We start from the raw sequence: 18557 nt of genomic DNA, 5'->3' as shown, positions 1-18557 counted from the left end.
TATGATTGATATTAATAATGTTAAAGAGAAATTGGAAAGTTATACCGAAAGTGAATTTAAGAAAATATTGGATGAATTTTATGCAAATCATAGATCATCGCCATCACTCAAGGGTGACGAGCTAGAAATTTACTTGGATAATCTCCTTGATTTTCTGACTGTACTGGTTGGAACCGGAGAAGTTAGTGACTTTATATACTATCCAGATACACCTGAAAATGATTCACCTGAAGGTGCATTGAATGAAGTAATTAAATGGAGGAAATCTCAAGGGCTTCCTTTATTCAAAGACTCATAGGTCAAACAAAATCATGAACAGAAAAATAATATGACTGCCGCATAGCAGCCTTAAGTTATAAATTAACATGATAGTAATGTCCATGAGGTTATTATGCCATTGCCAGTTAGATTAAATCCCTCTGAAATTCATCATGATAAAATGCAATCTATGACAGCAATTGCAGAAGAATTAACGAATCTCATAGATACTGGGTCCGACGAAATATCTAGCAAAGTGAATGCATTGATAGAAAAGTGGAATATCTTTGCTGTTACTAAGTTTGAATTTAGCGATTTTCGTGACTACCACTCATGGATTTCTACAGAAAATTTTGTAAAGACGGCCCTTTATCAAGCTAAATATCAAGCGGACTTGTCTTTCCATGAGGCGAAATAAATAATAGAATTTATAAGCACCGCTGAAGGTAATGAGGCCTTACAAGGTTATGCTCTTAGCCTGATAGAGTTGAATTTCTCTGAGCCATGTGTCTCAGATCTATTCTACTATCCTGAATACTGGTTTAAAAATGATTCAATGTCTGACGTCAATTTAACTTATGATGAGATTTTGGGGTATTTAATGAAAAAATCAGGCCGTTGGTTACCAGACGCACCAGAAATTGATTTGCCTTATCCATTACCAGCATAGAGTGTGGGAAAAAATCAATTATGGACCGAAAAACACCTTCATTGTATGAAATTCTTACTTGCAACTTTACAGGGGATCTTCCCCTTGAAGTTATTAACGAAGAAGACCAGGTCATTTTATCTGTATTGGATAACATCCAGCGTATTTTGAACGCCCGGGCCGGGACCATATCCCATTTACCAGATTATGGCTTACCCGATATGACCAAAATTCTTTTTGTGCCTGTATTTAATTCAGATTTTAGAGAATGGCAAAAAAACACAACACTGGTGGAGATTACATCGTTTTTTCTGATGTATTATGGACTCCTCCACTTGATAAAGATAGGGTGATTGAGTTATGAGAATATGCTCTGTGAGTAAAATTGTTATTTTTGTAATACTATTATTCATATGGTTTGTTTTTTCACCTGTAGCATTTTTTGGCAAGTTTAACTATATTTATGAAAAAGTAAGCCAAGATGGTCAATTTAAAATAGTCGCTTACGACATATTACCCACTACACCCTATGCGGCGTATCAAAACTTCATATGTAATGACATATTTCTTGTTTTATATGATAAAAAGGGAAAATATTTAGGGCAAAGTTCTCCATTTCATTTTTCAGAATTTGATGGTGTATTTGCTGATGCTGTTTTTTTCCAGGGGATATTCTTGGAGATAACTCTTTTTCAATAAATGGTGTTAACGACTATGTTGAAGGATACACAATTCCAGTTGATCACAAAAGATGATGGAGTCAGTTCATCTCAATATTTCACTAACTAATAAAATGGAGGAAACCATTGAGTCTTCCACATTTTAAAGACTCATAAGGATTTTATTATCAATGTCTAATTCAATTATCAAAGTTGTCTGGTAGATGTTTTTCATTGACTTCACTGCTGATGATATGCGGTATGCCGATATGACGAAAGAGCAGATACTTGCTCAGGGGAAAATGAATAAACGAGGTGCTGCTGATGACCGCCCCGGAAGGGATGGCGCTGACCAGCGGTGAAGATATGCAACTGGCCGGGGAGAAGCTGGGGCTCTCTGCCCACACCGGACAACTGAGCCTGAAATCCGGAGAAGGGGCAATAGATGTCCAGGCGCAAAACGCCAGCCTGCGGTTGTTTGCAGAGAAGAAGCTGACGCTGAGCTCAGCGAGTGACATCTCTTTTGCCGGGAAGAAGCGCATCACGCTGATTGGCGACGGGAGTTACCTGCGACTGGAGGCGGGGAAAATAGAGTACGGGACAACGACGATGTACCTGCGCCGGACGAAAAGGACGATGGCTGCGACACGAAGCGCTTTACCTCTGGATACCCCCCGCGCCCTCCTCCGGCAACTATGCGGGAACTTAACCCCACCCCCCCTGGGTAACGCCGGTGTATGCAAAATCCTGCCTGAAGGCGAAAGGCTGCACGGATGCCGGTACTGCCGAAGAGCCCGTTGATAACTTTGGACAGATGACAATTTTTGCCCAGCCTGACGACGGAGGCGCAAATGCACCTGCTCAGGCAACGGCTGCACCGCTTGCTCCGGGGACCGCTACTGGCGTAATGACTCAGGTCCGGTGGGAATGGTCCCTGACCGGTGTACTGGGAGCCACCCGGGGGATTCCGTATGTGGGTGCGATAATATCCGTGCTGTATGTCCCGTCTGCGGGTGAAGGCAGCGGCAATGCCCCCGAACGAGATGAATTCTGGTACGAGGAAAAGCTGCGGCAGAAAGCGCTGACCGGGGCAAAAGCCACGACCCGGGTGAATGACATCGGATTAAAAAAGCAGAAAATGATGGAAAAACCCCAATATCAGAAGAGGTGAGAAAACATGAATGCACATAAAGAAAAACCCTCTGCAAGAACAGAGGGTTAAGTTCACTTTTACCTGTTCATGAAAACACAGGAAGGGTTATCGGCTTATTCCCACTCAATTGTTGCCGGCGGTTTACCACTGATGTCATACACCACACGGGAAATCCCGTTGACTTCATTGATGATGCGGTTGGAAACGCGCCCCAGGAAGTCATACGGCAGATGCGCCCAGTGCGCGGTCATAAAGTCGATAGTTTCGACGGCACGCAGGGAGACCACCCAATCGTACTTACGCCCATCACCCATGACGCCCACGGAACGGACCGGCAGGAAGACAGTGAACGCCTGACTCACTTTGTCGTACAGATCCGCTTTGCGCAGCTCTTCAATGAAGATAGCGTCTGCGCGACGCAGCAGGTCACAGTACTCTTTCTTCACTTCGCCCAGTACGCGCACGCCGAGGCCCGGCCCCGGGAACGGATGGCGATACAGCATGTCATACGGCAGGCCCAGCTCCAGACCAATCTTACGTACTTCATCTTTGAACAACTCTTTCAGCGGTTCAACCAGCCCCATCTTCATCTCTTTCGGCAGGCCGCCGACATTGTGGTGAGATTTGATGACATGCGCTTTACCGGTTGCGGAGGCGGCAGATTCGATCACATCAGGATAGATAGTCCCCTGCGCCAGCCATTTCACATCTTCCAGCTTGAGCGCTTCTTCGTCGAACACTTCCACGAAAACACGGCCAATGATCTTACGCTTGGCTTCCGGATCATTCTCGCCAGCCAACGCGGACAGGAAGCGCTCTTCTGCCGGAACGTGAACGATATTCAGACCGAAATGATCGCCAAACATGTCCATCACCTGCTCGGCTTCGTTCAGGCGCAGCAGGCCGTTATCGACGAAAACACAGGTCAAATTTTTACCGATCGCGCGGTGCAGCAGCATCGCGGTCACGGAGGAGTCGACCCCCCCGGAGAGACCGAGAATGACTTTATCATCGCCTACCTGCTCGCGAATGCGGGCTACGGCATCGTCGATGATCTTCGCCGGAGTCCACAACGCTTCACACTGGCAGATATCGCGTACAAAACGCTCCAGCATCCGCATCCCCTGGCGGGTATGGGTCACTTCCGGGTGGAACTGCACACCGTAGAAGCGTTTTTCTTCGTTCGCCATAATCGCGAACGGACAGGTTTCGGTGCTGGCGACGGTGACGAAGTCGGACGGAATCGCCGTCACTTTATCACCATGGCTCATCCAGACATCCAGCAACGGCTTGCCGTCAGCGGTCAGGGAGTCTTCAATACCGCGAACCAATGCGCTGTCGGTCAGCACTTCGACCTGCGCGTAACCAAATTCACGTTCATTAGAACCTTCTACATGACCGCCAAGCTGCATCGCCATGGTCTGCATCCCGTAGCAGACGCCAAATACCGGCACGCCTGCTTCAAAGACATACTGCGGCGCGCGCGGGCTGTTTTCTTCGGTGGTACTTTCCGGGCCGCCGGAAAGGATAATGCCGCTTGGATTGAACTCACGGATTTGTGCTTCAGTTACATCCCATGCCCACAGTTCGCAATAAACGCCCAGTTCACGCACGCGACGTGCGACCAACTGAGTGTATTGCGATCCGAAATCCAGGATGAGAATGCGATGTTTATGAATATTGTCTGTCATTGACGCTAATTCCGAGGCAAGTGAAACAGATTAAATAAATCGCCCGACGCGAAGGTCGGGCGAAGAAAATCAGGAGCCCAGACGGTAGTTCGGGGACTCTTTGGTGATGGTCACGTCGTGAACGTGGCTTTCCTGGATACCCGCACCGCTGATACGCACAAACTCCGCTTTAGTACGTAGTTCGTCGATGGTAGCACAACCGGTCAGCCCCATACAGGAACGCAGGCCGCCCATCTGCTGGTGAATGATCTCTTTCAGGCGACCTTTATACGCTACGCGACCTTCGATACCTTCCGGCACCAGTTTATCGGCGGCGTTGTCGCTCTGGAAGTAACGGTCGGAGGAACCTTTAGACATCGCGCCCAGCGAGCCCATGCCGCGGTAAGATTTGTAAGAACGGCCCTGGTAGAGTTCGATTTCGCCCGGAGACTCTTCCGTACCGGCCAGCATAGAGCCGACCATGACGGCGCTCGCGCCAGCGGCGATGGCTTTAGCGATGTCGCCGGAGAAGCGAATACCGCCGTCAGCGATAACCGGAATCCCGGTGCCTTCCAGCGCTTCCACCGCGTCGGACACCGCGGTAATTTGCGGCACGCCCACACCAGTAACGATACGGGTGGTACAGATAGAGCCCGGACCGATACCCACTTTCACCGCGCTGCAACCCGCTTCCGCCAGCGCGCGAGCGCCTGCGCCCGTCGCGACGTTGCCGCCGATGATTTGCAGATCCGGATATTTAGCGCGCGTCTCACGAATACGTTGCAACACACCTTCTGAATGACCGTGAGAAGAGTCGATCAGCAGTACGTCAACGCCTGCCGCCACCAGCGCGTCAACGCGCTCTTCGTTGCCCGCGCCTGCGCCGACCGCGGCGCCGACACGTAAACGGCCCTGCTCATCTTTACAGGAGTTTGGTTTACGTTCCGCTTTCTGGAAATCTTTTACGGTAATCATGCCAAGCAGATGGAAGTTATCATCAACGACCAGCGCTTTTTCTACGCGTTTTTCGTGCATTTTTGCCAGTACGACTTCACGGGCTTCGCCTTCGCGAACGGTCACCAGACGCTCTTTCGGCGTCATATAAACGCTGACCGGCTGGTTCAGATCGGTGACGAAACGCACGTCACGACCGGTGATAATACCTACCAGCTCGTTGTCTTCAGTCACCACCGGATAGCCCGCGAAGCCGTTACGCTCGGTCAGGGCTTTCACTTCATGCAACGTGGTGGTTGGCAGGACGGTCTGCGGGTCGGTCACTACGCCGGACTCGTGTTTCTTCACGCGGCGAACTTCTTCCGCCTGGCGCTCAATAGACATGTTTTTGTGGATAAAACCAATGCCGCCTTCCTGTGCCAGGGCAATTGCCAGGCGCGCTTCAGTCACGGTGTCCATCGCCGCAGAAAGCATAGGAATATTCAGACGAATGGTTTTCGTCAACTGCGTGCTGAGATCGGCAGTATTCGGCAGAACGGTAGAGTGAGCGGGAACAAGGAGGACGTCGTCAAACGTCAGGGCTTCTTTAGCGATACGTAGCATGGGCAATATCTCACCTGGGAGGTTAATAAATATTGCCGCGGCATTATACAGAACGTAATCGGTTGCATCTACACTTTTTTGCAAATAGTGCTTGCGATCCCCTGTGAGCAGGTTACTATCGATTGAATAACCTGCTGATTTAGAATTTGATCCCGCTCACATGTTATCCTCTCAGACTTCCTCAATTTTTACCGTAAGCCGCCTCAACCAGACGGTTCGTCTGCTGTTAGAACAGGAGATGGGACAGGTATGGATCAGCGGCGAGATTTCTAATTTCACGCAGCCTGCTTCGGGTCACTGGTACTTTACGCTCAAAGACGATACCGCTCAGGTACGCTGTGCGATGTTCCGTAACAGCAATCGTCGGGTCACGTTCCGCCCGCAGCACGGGCAGCAAGTACTGGTACGCGCCAATATTACGCTGTACGAGCCGCGCGGCGACTACCAGATTATCGCCGAAAGTATGCAGCCCGCGGGCGAAGGGCTTTTGCAGCAGAAGTATGAGCAGCTAAAAGCCAAATTGCAGGCCGAAGGGTTGTTCGATCAGCAACATAAACAACCGTTGCCCTCCCCAGCCCACTGCGTAGGGGTTATCACCTCGAAAACCGGCGCGGCGCTGCACGATATTCTTCACGTGCTGAAACGCCGCGATCCGTCGTTGCCGGTCATTATCTACCCAACAGCAGTTCAGGGCGACGACGCGCCAGGGCAGATCGTGCGTGCCATTGAGCTTGCTAACATCCGCAAAGAGTGCGACGTGCTGATCGTCGGGCGCGGCGGCGGGTCGCTGGAAGATTTATGGAGCTTTAACGACGAGCGCGTCGCACGAGCAATTTTTGCCAGCACCATTCCGGTGGTGAGCGCCGTCGGCCACGAAACGGACGTCACGATAGCCGATTTTGTCGCCGACCTGCGCGCGCCCACGCCGTCCGCAGCGGCGGAAATCGTCAGCCGTAACCAGCAGGAGCTGCTGCGCCAGATACAGACCGCGCGCCAGCGGCTGGAAATGGCGATGGATTATTATCTGGCTAACCGCCAGCGGCGGTTTACCCAACTGTACCACCGTCTGCAACAACAGCATCCGCAACTGCGACTGGCGCGTCAACAGACTGCTCTGGAACGGTTACGCCAACGCATGAGCATCGCGCTTGAAGCCCAACTAAAACGCGCAGCCCAGCAGCAGCAGCGCCTAACGCAGCGTCTGAATCAACAAAACCCGCAACCGCGTATTCACCGTGCGCAGTCGCGCGTTCAGCAACTGGAATATCGTCTGGCGGAAAACCTCCGCGCACGGTTAAGCGAACAGCGCGAGCGTTTCGGTAATGCGGTAACGCACCTGGAAGCCGTTAGCCCGCTGGCGACGATGGCGCGAGGCTACAGTGTCTCAACCGCAACCGACGGTCACGTGCTGAAAAAAGTGAAACAGCTTAACGTGGGCGATATAATGACCACGCGCCTGAAAGACGGTTGGGTGACCAGTGAAGTGACCGCCATCAAACCTGTAAAAAAGATCCGTTTAGGATAAAAGCATATAATGCTTTGATGCTCACAATCTATACTACTGATGTTCTTTTCGGCATTGTCCGCCATAAGGAGATCGGTATGAATACTGTTTCTTGCCACACTGTGATCCCACCTTATATTTTGCGCCGTATTATCGCGAACGGCTCGGCGCCCCAACAGCGATGCGCTCGTCTGACGTTAACGCATGTGCAAACTCTGATGGCGCATAAGCCTGTCAAATCACCTGTGTCCCATCCCGCCCATCCAGGCCAGCTTGAACGCGATATCTACGACGCCAGACAAGCTCAGGAATTACCTGGATTACAGGTTCGCCATGAGGGACAACCGTCCAACGGCGATATCGCCGTTGATGAAGCTTATGATTATCTCGGCATTACCCACGAATTTTTCTGGCAAAAGTATCATCGCGACTCGCTGGATAATAAAGGTCTGGCGCTGATCGGTACAGTACACTACGGTCGCGACTACCAGAACGCGTTCTGGAATGGGCAGCAGATGGTATTTGGCGACGGCGATGGAGAAATATTTAACCGTTTTACGATTGCGATTGATATCGTCGCGCATGAGTTGACTCACGGCGTTACAGAAACAGAAGCCGGGTTAATTTATTTTGAGCAAGCTGGCGCGCTGAATGAATCGCTTTCCGACGTTTTTGGTTCACTGGTAAAACAGTTTCATCTCCAGCAAACTGCCGGGCAGGCTGACTGGATTATTGGCGAAGGGCTACTGGCTAAAGGTATTAACGGCAAAGGGTTACGCTCTATGGCCGCGCCGGGCACCGCGTATGACGATCCGCTACTTGGAAAAGACCCTCAGCCTGCTCATATGCAGGATTTTATTAAAACCCGTGAAGACAATGGCGGTGTGCATCTTAATTCCGGCATCCCGAACCGGGCATTTTACCTGGCCGCCCGCCAAATCGGCGGTTATGCCTGGGAAAAAGCCGGTTATGCCTGGTATGATACGCTGTGCGATCGCAATCTCGCCCAAAATGCCAGTTTTGCGGACTTTGCCAGACTCACCATTGCCCACGGAGAAAAACGTTCCGGGCAAACAACGGCTTCCGCCATTGAGCAGGCATGGAAAACCGTAGGAGTGCTATAGATGGATATCCCTGAGCTTACCGATGACGCCATTGTGGAACTGGCGCGTGAAGGCGGGGTGGCATTTATCCCTAAGCTAAATAAGCAGCGCAAGATTGCGTTAGCAACGTTGACGGCTCCCCAACGCCAGCGGATCACCGATATTCTGAAGCAGACGTTACCCGTGGGTTCGCCGCCGGGCCAGGTGAACTCACCCGGCAAAGGTGACCAGCGCTATTTCCGGATCCAGATAATCTGGACGCAGCACCAACAGGCGCAATATACAGACATCGTTATTCTGGTTCCCGAAAACGATGCGCCAGCCTCTCTGGTCGAACTGTGGCAAAAAGGTGAAGCGTGCATTTGTGATTAATATGGAAATCGCACAAATTCGACACGTGTTTAGCGTGTTAGCCGCGCCTTTTTATATACCTGTTTTATGGCTAATTCGTCCGCCGCGAAGATTACGGTAAATTTAATATAAATTCCGAGGAATAATATTTACTATAAATAAGTGGGTAAATAAAAGGATAAAATAGCCGCCGGGCAGGATGACTCTGCTAATGTTACGGGGATATTGAATAGCTATTTTGCCCTTAGCCGAATAAGACGTTGGCCCTTCTGCGGCGTAACGTCGCCAGCGGTTTTATTGATCGAGAATGACGAAATTAACCCGTTTTTTTGAAATTAAACCATGACCGTTCTGGCAAAAATAGTCCACCGCGCCGCAGGCTTTCAAAACCTGTAACGGCTGGCGGCAGTCGGGGCAAATCGCCTGCAACGCAAAATCTTTAGCGCATGTCGCGCAATGCGCAGTATCGCCATCGCGCTCCAGCGCGTGATGGCAAACGGGGCAGGTTATTTCCATAACATTCTCCTCAGGCGCGTAATTCACTTTTACTCGAAAGGCCTGATAGCGCTACGCTTGTCAGGCCTGGAACATTACTGAAAAAGCGTTACTTGCTTTTCTTGATATGCTTCATCAAACGCTTACGTTTGCGCATTTGCGTTGGCGTCAGCGTGTTACGCTTGTTCGCATACGGGTTTTCCCCTTCTTTAAACTGAATGCGAATCGGCGTACCCATCACTTCCAACGACTTGCGGAAGTAGTTCATCAGATAGCGCTTATAGGAATCCGGCAGATCTTTTACCTGGTTGCCGTGAATAACCACAATCGGCGGGTTATAGCCGCCAGCGTGGGCATATTTCAGCTTCACGCGGCGACCGCGTACCAGCGGTGGCTGATGATCTTCAACCGCCATCGTCATGATACGGGTCAGCATCGCAGTGCTCACCCGGCGAGTGGAACTGTCGTAAGCCTCACGTACGGACTCAAACAGGTTACCGACGCCGCTACCGTGCAACGCAGAGATAAAATGAACGCGGGCAAAATCAATAAAGCCCAGACGGAAATCCAGCGTCTCTTTCACCTGCTCTTTGACTTCCTGGCTCAGGCCATCCCATTTGTTGACTACGATAACGAGTGAGCGCCCACTATTGAGGATAAAGCCCAGCAGAGACAAATCCTGGTCAGAGATCCCCTCGCGCGCATCGATAACCAACAGTACGACGTTAGCGTCTTCAATCGCCTGCAACGTTTTAATCACCGAGAACTTTTCTACCGCATCGGTGATTTTCCCGCGCTTACGTACCCCCGCCGTGTCAATCAGCACATATTCCCGTTCGTCGCGTTCCATCGGGATATAAATGCTGTCGCGAGTAGTGCCGGGCATGTCGTATACCACCACGCGTTCTTCGCCGAGAATACGGTTAGTGAGCGTGGACTTACCTACGTTCGGGCGACCCACAATCGCTAACTTAATCGGCAGATCCTGCGGATTAAAGTCATCTTCCGGCGCTTCTTCGCCATTTTCTTCCGCCTCGAATTGCGCCCAGTATTCTGCGTCTTCATCCACCTCTTCCTGCGGCGCGACATCATCCATCCACGGCAAAAGCACATGTTCCAGCAGGCTCAATACGCCGCGACCATGCGATGCGGCGATAGGGTATATTTCGCCTAATCCCAGCGAGTAAAAATCGACAACCGCCTGATCGGGATCGAGACCATCAGTTTTATTCGCCACCAGGAAGGTCGGTTTTTCACGGGAACGTAGATGTTTGGCAATCGCTTCATCCGCCGGCATCAGGCCAGCGCGCGCATCTACCATGAATAACACCACATCCGCTTCTTCAATCGCCAGCAGCGACTGTTCCGCCATCCGCGTTTCGACGCCGTCTTCAGTGCCGTCAATACCGCCGGTGTCGATACAGATAAACTCGCGGCCTTCAACCTCCGCACGACCGTACTTACGGTCACGAGTCAGACCCGGGAAATCCGCAACCAGCGCATCTCGGGTGCGGGTCAGACGGTTAAATAGCGTGGATTTTCCGACGTTAGGGCGCCCGACAAGCGCGACCACAGGTACCATGTTTAAAGCCTCATTTAAAAAATCATCAGACAACGCGCACATTTTGCGCCGTTGTTAAAAACAGGAAAACGGCCCCTACACCAGGAGCCGTTTTTTAAAACGCACAACCGTGACGATTAACGCGTAATCGCGTAGACCGTACCGTCTTTAGCCTGGATGAGCAGTTTACCCTCCGCCACCGTCGGTTCGGTCAGGAAACCGGAGCTGTCTACTTTCTGTTGGGCCACAAAACGCCCATCATCAACATTAATCCAGTGCAGATAACCTTCGCTATCGCCGACGACTAAATCACCATTATACAGCACCGGGGAGGTCAGCAAACGGTGCAGCAGATCGCTTTGCGTCCACAGCGTTACGCCACCGTCAGTGGTCAGCGCCAGCACGCGATCGTTCTGATCGACCAGGTAGATACGGTCGCCGTCGACGATAAAGTCATTGACCGAGCCCAGCTCGCGTTTCCACATAATCTGACCACTGCGCAGATCCAGCGCCGTTAAGTTACCATTATATGCCAACGCGTAAACGACGCCGTTTACCACAACCGGCGTGGTATCGACATCGCTCAGACGGTCAATTTCCGTTGGGCCGGTGGCCTGGGAGATACGCTGTTGCCAAATCATCTGCCCTTGTTGCATCAACACGGCGCTGACGCGGCCATTATCACCACCGACGATAGCCGCGCCGAACGCGGTTGCCGGCGCAGATTCGCCGCGCAGCGACAGCGAAGGCATATCCAGGTTCACCGTCCATTTAATTGCGCCATCCGCCTGATTTAGCGCCTGCAACTGACCGTTGCTGGTATGGATAAGGACGATTCCATCACTGACAACCGGACGAGACAACGCTTCGCCTGCGACCTTCGTCTGCCATGCCGTGGTGCCGTCGCTGGTATTCAGCGCATAAACCTCGGCCTTTTCACTGCCGATATAGACGTGACCGCCCGCGACCGTGACGCCGCCGGACAATAGCGCGGACGAACGGGAGAACCAGCCGTCTTTCTCGCCCAGATTCACAGACCAGATCTCTTTGCCATCATCCGCATTGAGCGCTTTTACCACGCCCGCGCGATCGGCTGCATAGACCACGTTATCTGCCATTACCGGATGAAGGTTAGAATAAAAGTCGCCAATTCCGTTCCCGACAGAGGTGCTCCAGGCAGTGGTCGGGGTAAACTGGTTTTCAACTTGCGGTAATGGAGACATCTTAACGACATCTTCTTCGCCGCTAAACAGTGAACAGCCGCTGAGCAGGGTAACGGAAAGCAACCCTGGCAGAAGTAATTTACGCAATTGCATCGGGTCCCTCTCAGATGGACAAATTATTGATTTTCATCTGCATCATTTCGCTCAACGCCGGAGAAGCATCGCTATTGACGCCCGCTTCCCATGCGCTGCGCGCGCCTTTTTTATCACCCTTACTCAGCAACGCTTCGCCACGCAAATCAGCGACAATGGCCGTCCATCCTTCGCCTTTAATGGCATCCAGAGTTTTCAGCGCGGCGTCAGCTTGCTTGAGCTGCAACTGAACGCGAGCGAGACGCAGATTAATTACCGCTTTGAGATTTTCATCGCTGGTGGCCGCCAACCCCTGCTGCAACTGGGCTTCGGCTTTTTTAAGTTCATTCTTATCCACAAACTGCTGCGCCAGTTCCATAGACGCCAGCGCACCATAGGTATTTTTATTCTCAGCCGCGAATTTTTCAGCGGCAGGAATGCTATCCGGCTTATCGGCGCTTACTGCCGTCACCGCATTTTGATACGCCAGAGAAGCAGCACGCGCGGACTCCGTCTGATGGCTGCCCCAGTAACGCCAGCCAACCAGCGCGCCAACCCCTAAAATCACTCCGACAGCCAGCGCTTTGCCGTTTTCGGCAAAGAAGCGTTTAATCGCATCCACCTGGTCGTGTTCGTTCTCGTAAATTTCCACGCTGTCCTTCTCCTTAGCCCAATAAAGTGCGCAAATGCGCGGCGACGCTGTCCTGCGCCACTGCCGTTTGCTCACCGGAGCGCAAATCCTTCACTACAACAGTCCCATTGGCGACTTCAGATTCGCCAAGAACCAGTGCAATACGGGCGCCCCACTTATCGGCGCGGGCAAACTGTTTCTTAAAGTTGCCGCCGCCGTGGTTTGTCATTAGCTTCACGCCTGGCATTTCATCGCGCAGCCGCTCCGCCAGCGTCATTGCCGCAGACTGCGTTTCCGCGCCGGCAGCCACCAGGTATATATCGACAACAGGAGAGGCAATAAATTCCGGATTAACTGCCTGAACTAACAAAACAAGTCGTTCCAGGCCCATCGCAAAGCCCACTGCCGGGGTAGTGCGACCGCCCAGTTGTTCTACCAGACCGTCGTAACGACCACCTGCACAGACGGTGCCTTGTGACCCCAGACTGCTTGTTACCCATTCAAATACAGTGCGGTTGTAGTAGTCAAGACCGCGCACCAGACGCTGGTTGACGGTGTAGGCAATCCCCGCCGCGTCCAGCAATTTGCACAGACCGGCAAAGTGCTCGCGTGAATCGTCATCGAGATAGTCGCCCAAAGCAGGCGCGTCGTTGAGCAGCGCCTGCACGTCCGGGTTTTTTGAATCCAGCACACGTAGCGGATTGGTATACATACGGCGTTTGCAGTCTTCGTCCAGCGTCTCTTGATGCTGTTCGAGGAACGCGACCAGCGCATCGCGATAGTTCGCACGCGCTTCTAACGAACCAATAGAGTTCAGCTCCAGACTAACGTGTTCAGCGATGCCCAGCGCGCGCCACCAGCGTGCGGTCAGCATAATCAGCTCCGCGTCGATATCCGGGCCTTGTAAGCCAAAGACTTCGGCGCCTAGCTGATGGAACTGACGGTAGCGACCTTTTTGCGGACGCTCGTGACGGAACATCGGTCCGATATACCACAAACGCTGTTCCTGATTGTACAGGAGACCATGTTCGATGCCGGCGCGTACACAGCCCGCCGTACCTTCAGGGCGCAATGTCAGGCTATCGCCGTTGCGATCCTCAAAGGTATACATCTCTTTTTCAACCACGTCAGTAACTTCACCGATCGCGCGTTTGAATAACGGGGTCTGCTCTACAATCGGCAAGCGGATTTCACTGTAACCGTAGCTGCCGAGCACGTTTTTGAGTGTGCCTTCAATGCGCTGCCAGATGGCGGTTTCGCCAGGCAGATAATCGTTCATGCCGCGAATGGCTTGAATGTTTTTTGCCACGTTTATTCTCTTTCTGAATATAAAAATGAACCCTCAGCGCTTCCCCGAACGAACCGGGAGCCATGCGGGTTCAATCATACACGGGAAGCACGCCGCTTCCCATCACGTTCTTATTTTTCAACCTGCAGCACGTCAATCCGACGCGCTTCATCAAGTTGACTTGCTTTCGCGCGAATACGGGATTCAAGCTGCGCGATCATATCGTCGTTATCGAGACGATCTTTACGCACGCCGTCTTCATACAGGCCGCTTTTCTTATTGCCGCCCGTCACACCCAGCGTCGATACCAGCGCTTCGCCCGGCCCATTCACCACGCAGCCGATGATCGAGACATCCATCGGGGTGATGATATCTTCCAGACGTTGCTCCAGCGCGTTCACCGTGCCGATAACGTCAAACTCCTGGCGAGAACAGGTCGGGCAGGCGATGAAATTGATGCCGCGCGCGCGAATGCGCAGCGACTTCAGTATATCAAACCCTACTTTAATCTCTTCCACCGGGTCGGCCGCCAACGATACGCGCAGCGTGTCGCCGATGCCTTCCGATAACAACAGACCCAAACCGATCGCCGACTTGACCGCCCCGCTACGCGCGCCGCCCGCTTCGGTGATCCCCAAATGCAGCGGCTGATCGATCTGTTTAGCCAACAGACGATAAGACTCAACGGCAAGGAATACATCGGAAGCTTTTACGCTCACTTTGAACTGATCGAAGTTGAGACGATCGAGATGATCGACATGGCGCATTGCCGATTCCAGCAATGCCTGCGGGGTCGGCTCGCCGTACTTTTCCTGCAGATCTTTTTCCAGCGATCCGGCATTTACGCCGATACGGATAGGGATGTTTTTGTCGCGCGCGCAGTCCACCACCATACGAATGCGTTCTTCGTTACCGATATTGCCGGGATTGATGCGCAGGCAATCGACGCCATATTCCGCTACTTTCAGCGCAATGCGGTAGTCGAAGTGAATATCGGCGACCAGAGGGACGCTAACCTGCTGTTTGATGAGCTTAAACGCTTCGGCAGCGTCCATGGTTGGCACGGAAACACGCACAATATCCGCGCCCACGCGCTCAAGCGCTTTAATTTGACTCACCGTCGCCGCCACATCCGTGGTGCGCGTGTTGGTCATCGACTGGACGGTAATGGGGGCGCCATCGCCAATCGGCACATTCCCAACGTAAATACGTGTCGATTTTCTACGTTGAATCGGAGCCTGGTTATGCATGAGAAATCTCCCGCGTTACCCGTCTGTTACTGCGCCGGTGTTGGTTCGGCATTAAGGGTCAGACGCGCAACCTGATTAGTTCTGATAAAGCGGCTCAGATCGACAGGTTTTCCTTGATACTGGATCTGCACCGCGGCCGGCGCGCCAATTTTAAGCTTATAAGGCGCCTGACCGGTTAGGTTTAAATTGCCATCTTTACGCTGCATACCGCTAAACAGTTTCTTACCCGTGGCGTCAGTTACTTCGAGCCAGCAGTCAGCGGTAAAATTCATCACCAGCGCGTTCGGATCGGCAGCAGGCGCCGCTACGCCAGCCTGATCGGTCGGCAACGCGGACGGCGTCTCCGTTGCCGCTGGCGCGGCAGATGTGGCAGCCGTATCGACATTCGCCTGCGAAGGCGCGACTACCGTATTTTGCATTGGCGCTGGCGTTTGCGTCGCCGCCGTCGAATCAACCGGCGTCGCAGGAGCCGTTTGCGCTGGCGTCGTATCCTGGCTTGTCGCGGCACGGGTGTCCAGTGGTACGCTTTGGCCGCTGTCTTTATCTGCGCTCAGTTCAGCCGTGCTTTGATCGGCCATCGTCGTGATCTCTTCCTGCTGCGCCTTATGGTTCTGCCACCACCAGGCGCCAGTCAGCCCCACGACCACAAACAGTACCAGCCAGGTAAAAGACATTAACCAGCCGTCGCGTTTTTTACGACGCTTTCCTAATGAGAAACTCTGCATTGGGGCGACTTTGGCGGAGCGCAGCGGGGCCTGCTTTTCCAGCCCCGGCAGCAGTTCCTCTTCTGGAACATGTACCAGACGCGCATATGAGCGGATATATCCGCGCAGAAAGGTTGAAGCAAGATCGGACGGCGCCTTATCTTCTTCAATATCGCGTACCGTAGAAACCTTCAGGCAAAGTCGCTCAGCGACAGCCTGCTGGCTGAGTCCGAGTTGTTCACGGGCATTGCGCAGACGAACGCCGGTGGTTTGTGCTTCATTTTGGTCGTGCGTGGCTTCAGTATTCATTCGCTACAGCTACAGGTACGTGTAAATTAGGATTCAGGTGCCGACGAGCCGTAATGCCCGCCCACACCGCGAAACATCAGGTGAGTTAACCTTAGTCAGACAGTATAAGCCTGTCAGGCCGCAGATGACAAAACCGCTTAAGACACAAGGCTAAACTCTTGTTGTACCGTTACATACTGCCTTAAAGTCGACAAAAACGCACCGTTATTATTGACCAGACAAGTACAACGTAAAGCATTATTCAACTGACATTGCACCACGGTATAATGAATGCACCGTGGCGCAACTGCTATCAAATAGCCTTGATATCAATCGCCTCTCCCTGCATACGCTTACGCAGGGTACGTTTAGTACGGTCAATCACGTCGCCTGCCAACTGTCCGCACGCCGCATCAATGTCATCACCACGCGTCTTGCGTACGATGGTCGTGAAGCCATAACTCATCAAAACTTTAGAAAAGCGATCGATACGGCTGTTGGAGCTGCGGCCATACGGCGCGCCAGGGAACGGGTTCCACGGAATCAGATTAATCTTACAAGGCGTCTCTTTTAATAGTTCCGCCAGTTGATGCGCGTGTTCAGTGCCGTCGTTGACGTGGTCAAGCATCACGTATTCAATCGTCACGCGCCCCTGATTGGCGTTGGATTTTTCCAGGTAGCGGCGAACCGCGCCCAGGAACGTTTCGATATTGTATTTTTTGTTGATCGGGACGATTTCGTCGCGAATGGCGTCATTCGGCGCATGCAAGGAGATAGCCAGCGCAACGTCTATCATATCGCCCAGTTTATCCAGCGCAGGCACCACGCCGGACGTTGAGAGCGTTACACGGCGTTTGGACAGGCCGAAACCAAAGTCATCGAGCATAATTTCCATCGCCGGTACGACGTTGGTCAGGTTAAGCAACGGCTCGCCCATCCCCATCATGACCACGTTGGTGATCGGACGCTGGCCAGTGACTTTGGCCGCGCCGACAATTTTCGCCGCACGCCAGACCTGACCGATAATTTCCGATACGCGCAGGTTGCGGTTAAAGCCCTGCTGCGCAGTTGAACAAAATTTGCACTCCAGCGCGCATCCTACCTGTGAAGAGACGCACAGCGTAGCGCGGTCGTCCTCCGGGATGTAGACCGTTTCAACGCGCTGATCGCCGACAGCAATCGCCCACTTAATGGTACCGTCTGAGGAACGCTGCTCTTCCACCACCTCCGGCGCGCGGATTTCCGCGACCTCTTTTAATTTGCCGCGCAACACTTTATTGATGTCGGTCATCTCATCAAAATTATCGCAGCAATAGTGATACATCCATTTCATCACCTGATCGGCGCGGAAAGGTTTTTCACCTAAGTTTTTAAAAAACTCGCGCATCTGCTGACGGTTTAGATCCAGCAGGTTGATTTTTGCTTCGTTGTTGGGAACTACCGGGGTGCTGCTTTCAGGTGTGACAATTTGTTCAGACATATGCTATTCCGGCCTCGTTATTACACGTTATGGCCCCTGGAGGGTTGAAAAAAGAAACGCCCCGGTGAACTTGCTGCTCGTCCGGGGGCGCTGCATTGTACAAATTTTGCCGCAAGGATGCCACGTCTGCACGCGGCATTAGCGAAAATAATGTGTAAAGATGCCCCGATTAACGGGTGCGCGGGCACACTTCGCCTTCACCGAAGAAAAAGGCGATTTCGCGCTGCGCGGATTCCAGCGAATCCGAACCGTGGGTGCCGTTTTCAGTAAAGCTGTCAGCGTAGTCGGCACGTAGCGTACCAGCCAGCGCGTTCGCCGGATTGGTGGCGCCAAGCAGATCGCGGTGACGCTGTACCGCATTTTCACTTTCCAGCACGGATACCACGATAGGACCAGAGGTCATGAACTCCACCAGACCGTCAAAGAACGGCTTGCCGTCGTGCTCAGCATAGAAGCCGCGCGCCTGCTCAACGGTCAGGTGCAACATTTTGGTACCAACAATCCTGAACCCTGCTGCTTCAAAGCGCGCAAAGATGCTGCCAATAACGTTTTTTGCCACCGCGTTGGGTTTAATGATGGAAAAAGTCCGTTCAATAGCCATGTTTACCTCTGAAAAATGTTCTGTTGTTATGTCAGGCGCGGATTATAAAGAGCATCCCAT

Annotated in this window: 18 protein-coding genes and 2 pseudogenes; 9 read left to right on the top strand and 11 right to left on the bottom strand. The window is 52.4% G+C overall.

The window, feature by feature from the left end:
• The first annotated feature begins 1 nt into the window (after position 1).
• From AC3G3F_RS13515 to AC3G3F_RS13490, 6 genes and pseudogenes are all read left to right on the top strand, one after another.
• The gene (locus AC3G3F_RS13515; protein WP_023245962.1) at positions 2-298 is read left to right on the top strand and encodes a bacteriocin immunity protein; all 297 of its coding nucleotides are present in this window, start codon (positions 2-4) and stop codon (positions 296-298) included.
• Between the two features lie 93 nt (positions 299-391).
• Positions 392-676 (top strand): hypothetical protein, encoded by a 285-nt coding sequence (locus AC3G3F_RS13510; protein WP_077950804.1) that lies wholly within the window; start codon positions 392-394, stop codon positions 674-676.
• A 272-nt stretch (positions 677-948) separates the two neighbouring features.
• A pseudogene (locus tag AC3G3F_RS13505) lies at positions 949-1143 on the top strand (GPW/gp25 family protein); the annotation flags it as partial.
• A 139-nt stretch (positions 1144-1282) separates the two neighbouring features.
• Positions 1283-1606: a DUF6201 family protein gene (locus tag AC3G3F_RS13500; protein WP_070797672.1), complete on the top strand. Its 324-nt coding sequence runs from the start codon at positions 1283-1285 to the stop codon at positions 1604-1606.
• Positions 1607-1872: 266 nt separating this feature from the next.
• A pseudogene (locus AC3G3F_RS13495) lies at positions 1873-2367 on the top strand (DUF2345 domain-containing protein); the annotation flags it as partial.
• On the top strand, positions 2300-2737 hold the full coding sequence (locus AC3G3F_RS13490; protein ID WP_114049002.1) for a hypothetical protein: 438 nt from the start codon (positions 2300-2302) through the stop codon (positions 2735-2737). The pseudogene AC3G3F_RS13495 and the gene AC3G3F_RS13490, both read left to right, overlap by 68 nt.
• Before the next feature lie 95 nt (positions 2738-2832).
• On the opposite strand, the gene guaA is transcribed toward AC3G3F_RS13490, so the two are convergent.
• Positions 2833-4410, bottom strand: coding sequence for a glutamine-hydrolyzing GMP synthase (gene guaA / locus AC3G3F_RS13485; protein WP_053510729.1), 1578 nt, complete (start codon positions 4408-4410; stop codon positions 2833-2835).
• Between the two features lie 69 nt (positions 4411-4479).
• A complete protein-coding gene (guaB, locus tag AC3G3F_RS13480; protein WP_000944174.1) occupies positions 4480-5946 on the bottom strand; it encodes an IMP dehydrogenase in 1467 nt (488 codons plus the stop codon).
• Positions 5947-6106: 160 nt separating this feature from the next.
• Between guaB and xseA the strand changes: the two genes are divergently transcribed.
• The 3 genes from xseA to AC3G3F_RS13465 all read left to right on the top strand — a co-directional run bounded on the left by xseA (position 6107) and on the right by AC3G3F_RS13465 (position 8925).
• Positions 6107-7471 carry an exodeoxyribonuclease VII large subunit gene (gene xseA / locus AC3G3F_RS13475; protein ID WP_023245970.1) on the top strand — a complete coding sequence of 455 codons (1365 nt, stop codon included), beginning with the start codon at positions 6107-6109 and terminating at the stop codon, positions 7469-7471.
• A gap of 77 nt (positions 7472-7548) precedes the next feature.
• On the top strand, positions 7549-8574 hold the full coding sequence (locus AC3G3F_RS13470) for a M4 family metallopeptidase (RefSeq protein WP_053530106.1): 1026 nt from the start codon (positions 7549-7551) through the stop codon (positions 8572-8574).
• A complete protein-coding gene (locus AC3G3F_RS13465) occupies positions 8575-8925 on the top strand; it encodes a protealysin inhibitor emfourin (protein WP_023245972.1) in 351 nt (116 codons plus the stop codon).
• Positions 8926-9198: 273 nt separating this feature from the next.
• On the opposite strand, the gene AC3G3F_RS13460 is transcribed toward AC3G3F_RS13465, so the two are convergent.
• From AC3G3F_RS13460 to ndk, 9 genes are all read right to left on the bottom strand, one after another.
• Positions 9199-9420, bottom strand: a complete 222-nt coding sequence (locus tag AC3G3F_RS13460) for a zinc ribbon domain-containing protein (RefSeq protein WP_023245973.1) — start codon at positions 9418-9420, stop codon at positions 9199-9201.
• Positions 9421-9508: 88 nt separating this feature from the next.
• On the bottom strand, positions 9509-10981 hold the full coding sequence (der, locus tag AC3G3F_RS13455; RefSeq protein ID WP_023245974.1) for a ribosome biogenesis GTPase Der: 1473 nt from the start codon (positions 10979-10981) through the stop codon (positions 9509-9511).
• 116 nt (positions 10982-11097) lie between these two features.
• The gene (gene bamB, locus AC3G3F_RS13450; protein ID WP_023245975.1) at positions 11098-12276 is read right to left on the bottom strand and encodes an outer membrane protein assembly factor BamB; all 1179 of its coding nucleotides are present in this window, start codon (positions 12274-12276) and stop codon (positions 11098-11100) included.
• A 10-nt stretch (positions 12277-12286) separates the two neighbouring features.
• Positions 12287-12907 carry a YfgM family protein gene (locus tag AC3G3F_RS13445; RefSeq protein ID WP_023245976.1) on the bottom strand — a complete coding sequence of 207 codons (621 nt, stop codon included), beginning with the start codon at positions 12905-12907 and terminating at the stop codon, positions 12287-12289.
• A 13-nt stretch (positions 12908-12920) separates the two neighbouring features.
• Positions 12921-14195, bottom strand: a complete 1275-nt coding sequence (hisS, locus tag AC3G3F_RS13440; RefSeq protein WP_023245977.1) for a histidine--tRNA ligase — start codon at positions 14193-14195, stop codon at positions 12921-12923.
• Positions 14196-14305: 110 nt separating this feature from the next.
• A complete protein-coding gene (gene ispG, locus AC3G3F_RS13435; protein ID WP_002954226.1) occupies positions 14306-15424 on the bottom strand; it encodes a flavodoxin-dependent (E)-4-hydroxy-3-methylbut-2-enyl-diphosphate synthase in 1119 nt (372 codons plus the stop codon).
• 26 nt (positions 15425-15450) lie between these two features.
• Positions 15451-16437 carry a cytoskeleton protein RodZ gene (gene rodZ, locus AC3G3F_RS13430; protein WP_053510733.1) on the bottom strand — a complete coding sequence of 329 codons (987 nt, stop codon included), beginning with the start codon at positions 16435-16437 and terminating at the stop codon, positions 15451-15453.
• A 292-nt stretch (positions 16438-16729) separates the two neighbouring features.
• Positions 16730-17896, bottom strand: coding sequence for a dual-specificity RNA methyltransferase RlmN (gene rlmN, locus AC3G3F_RS13425; protein ID WP_000003212.1), 1167 nt, complete (start codon positions 17894-17896; stop codon positions 16730-16732).
• A gap of 169 nt (positions 17897-18065) precedes the next feature.
• A complete protein-coding gene (gene ndk / locus AC3G3F_RS13420; RefSeq protein ID WP_000963847.1) occupies positions 18066-18497 on the bottom strand; it encodes a nucleoside-diphosphate kinase in 432 nt (143 codons plus the stop codon).
• Between the last annotated feature and the right edge of the window lie 60 nt (positions 18498-18557).

It is taken from the genome of Salmonella sp. FC25216, assembly GCF_057751355.1.
The sequence above is the reverse complement of the archived record's forward strand: the minus strand, read 5'-3'. Positions and strand labels throughout refer to the sequence as shown.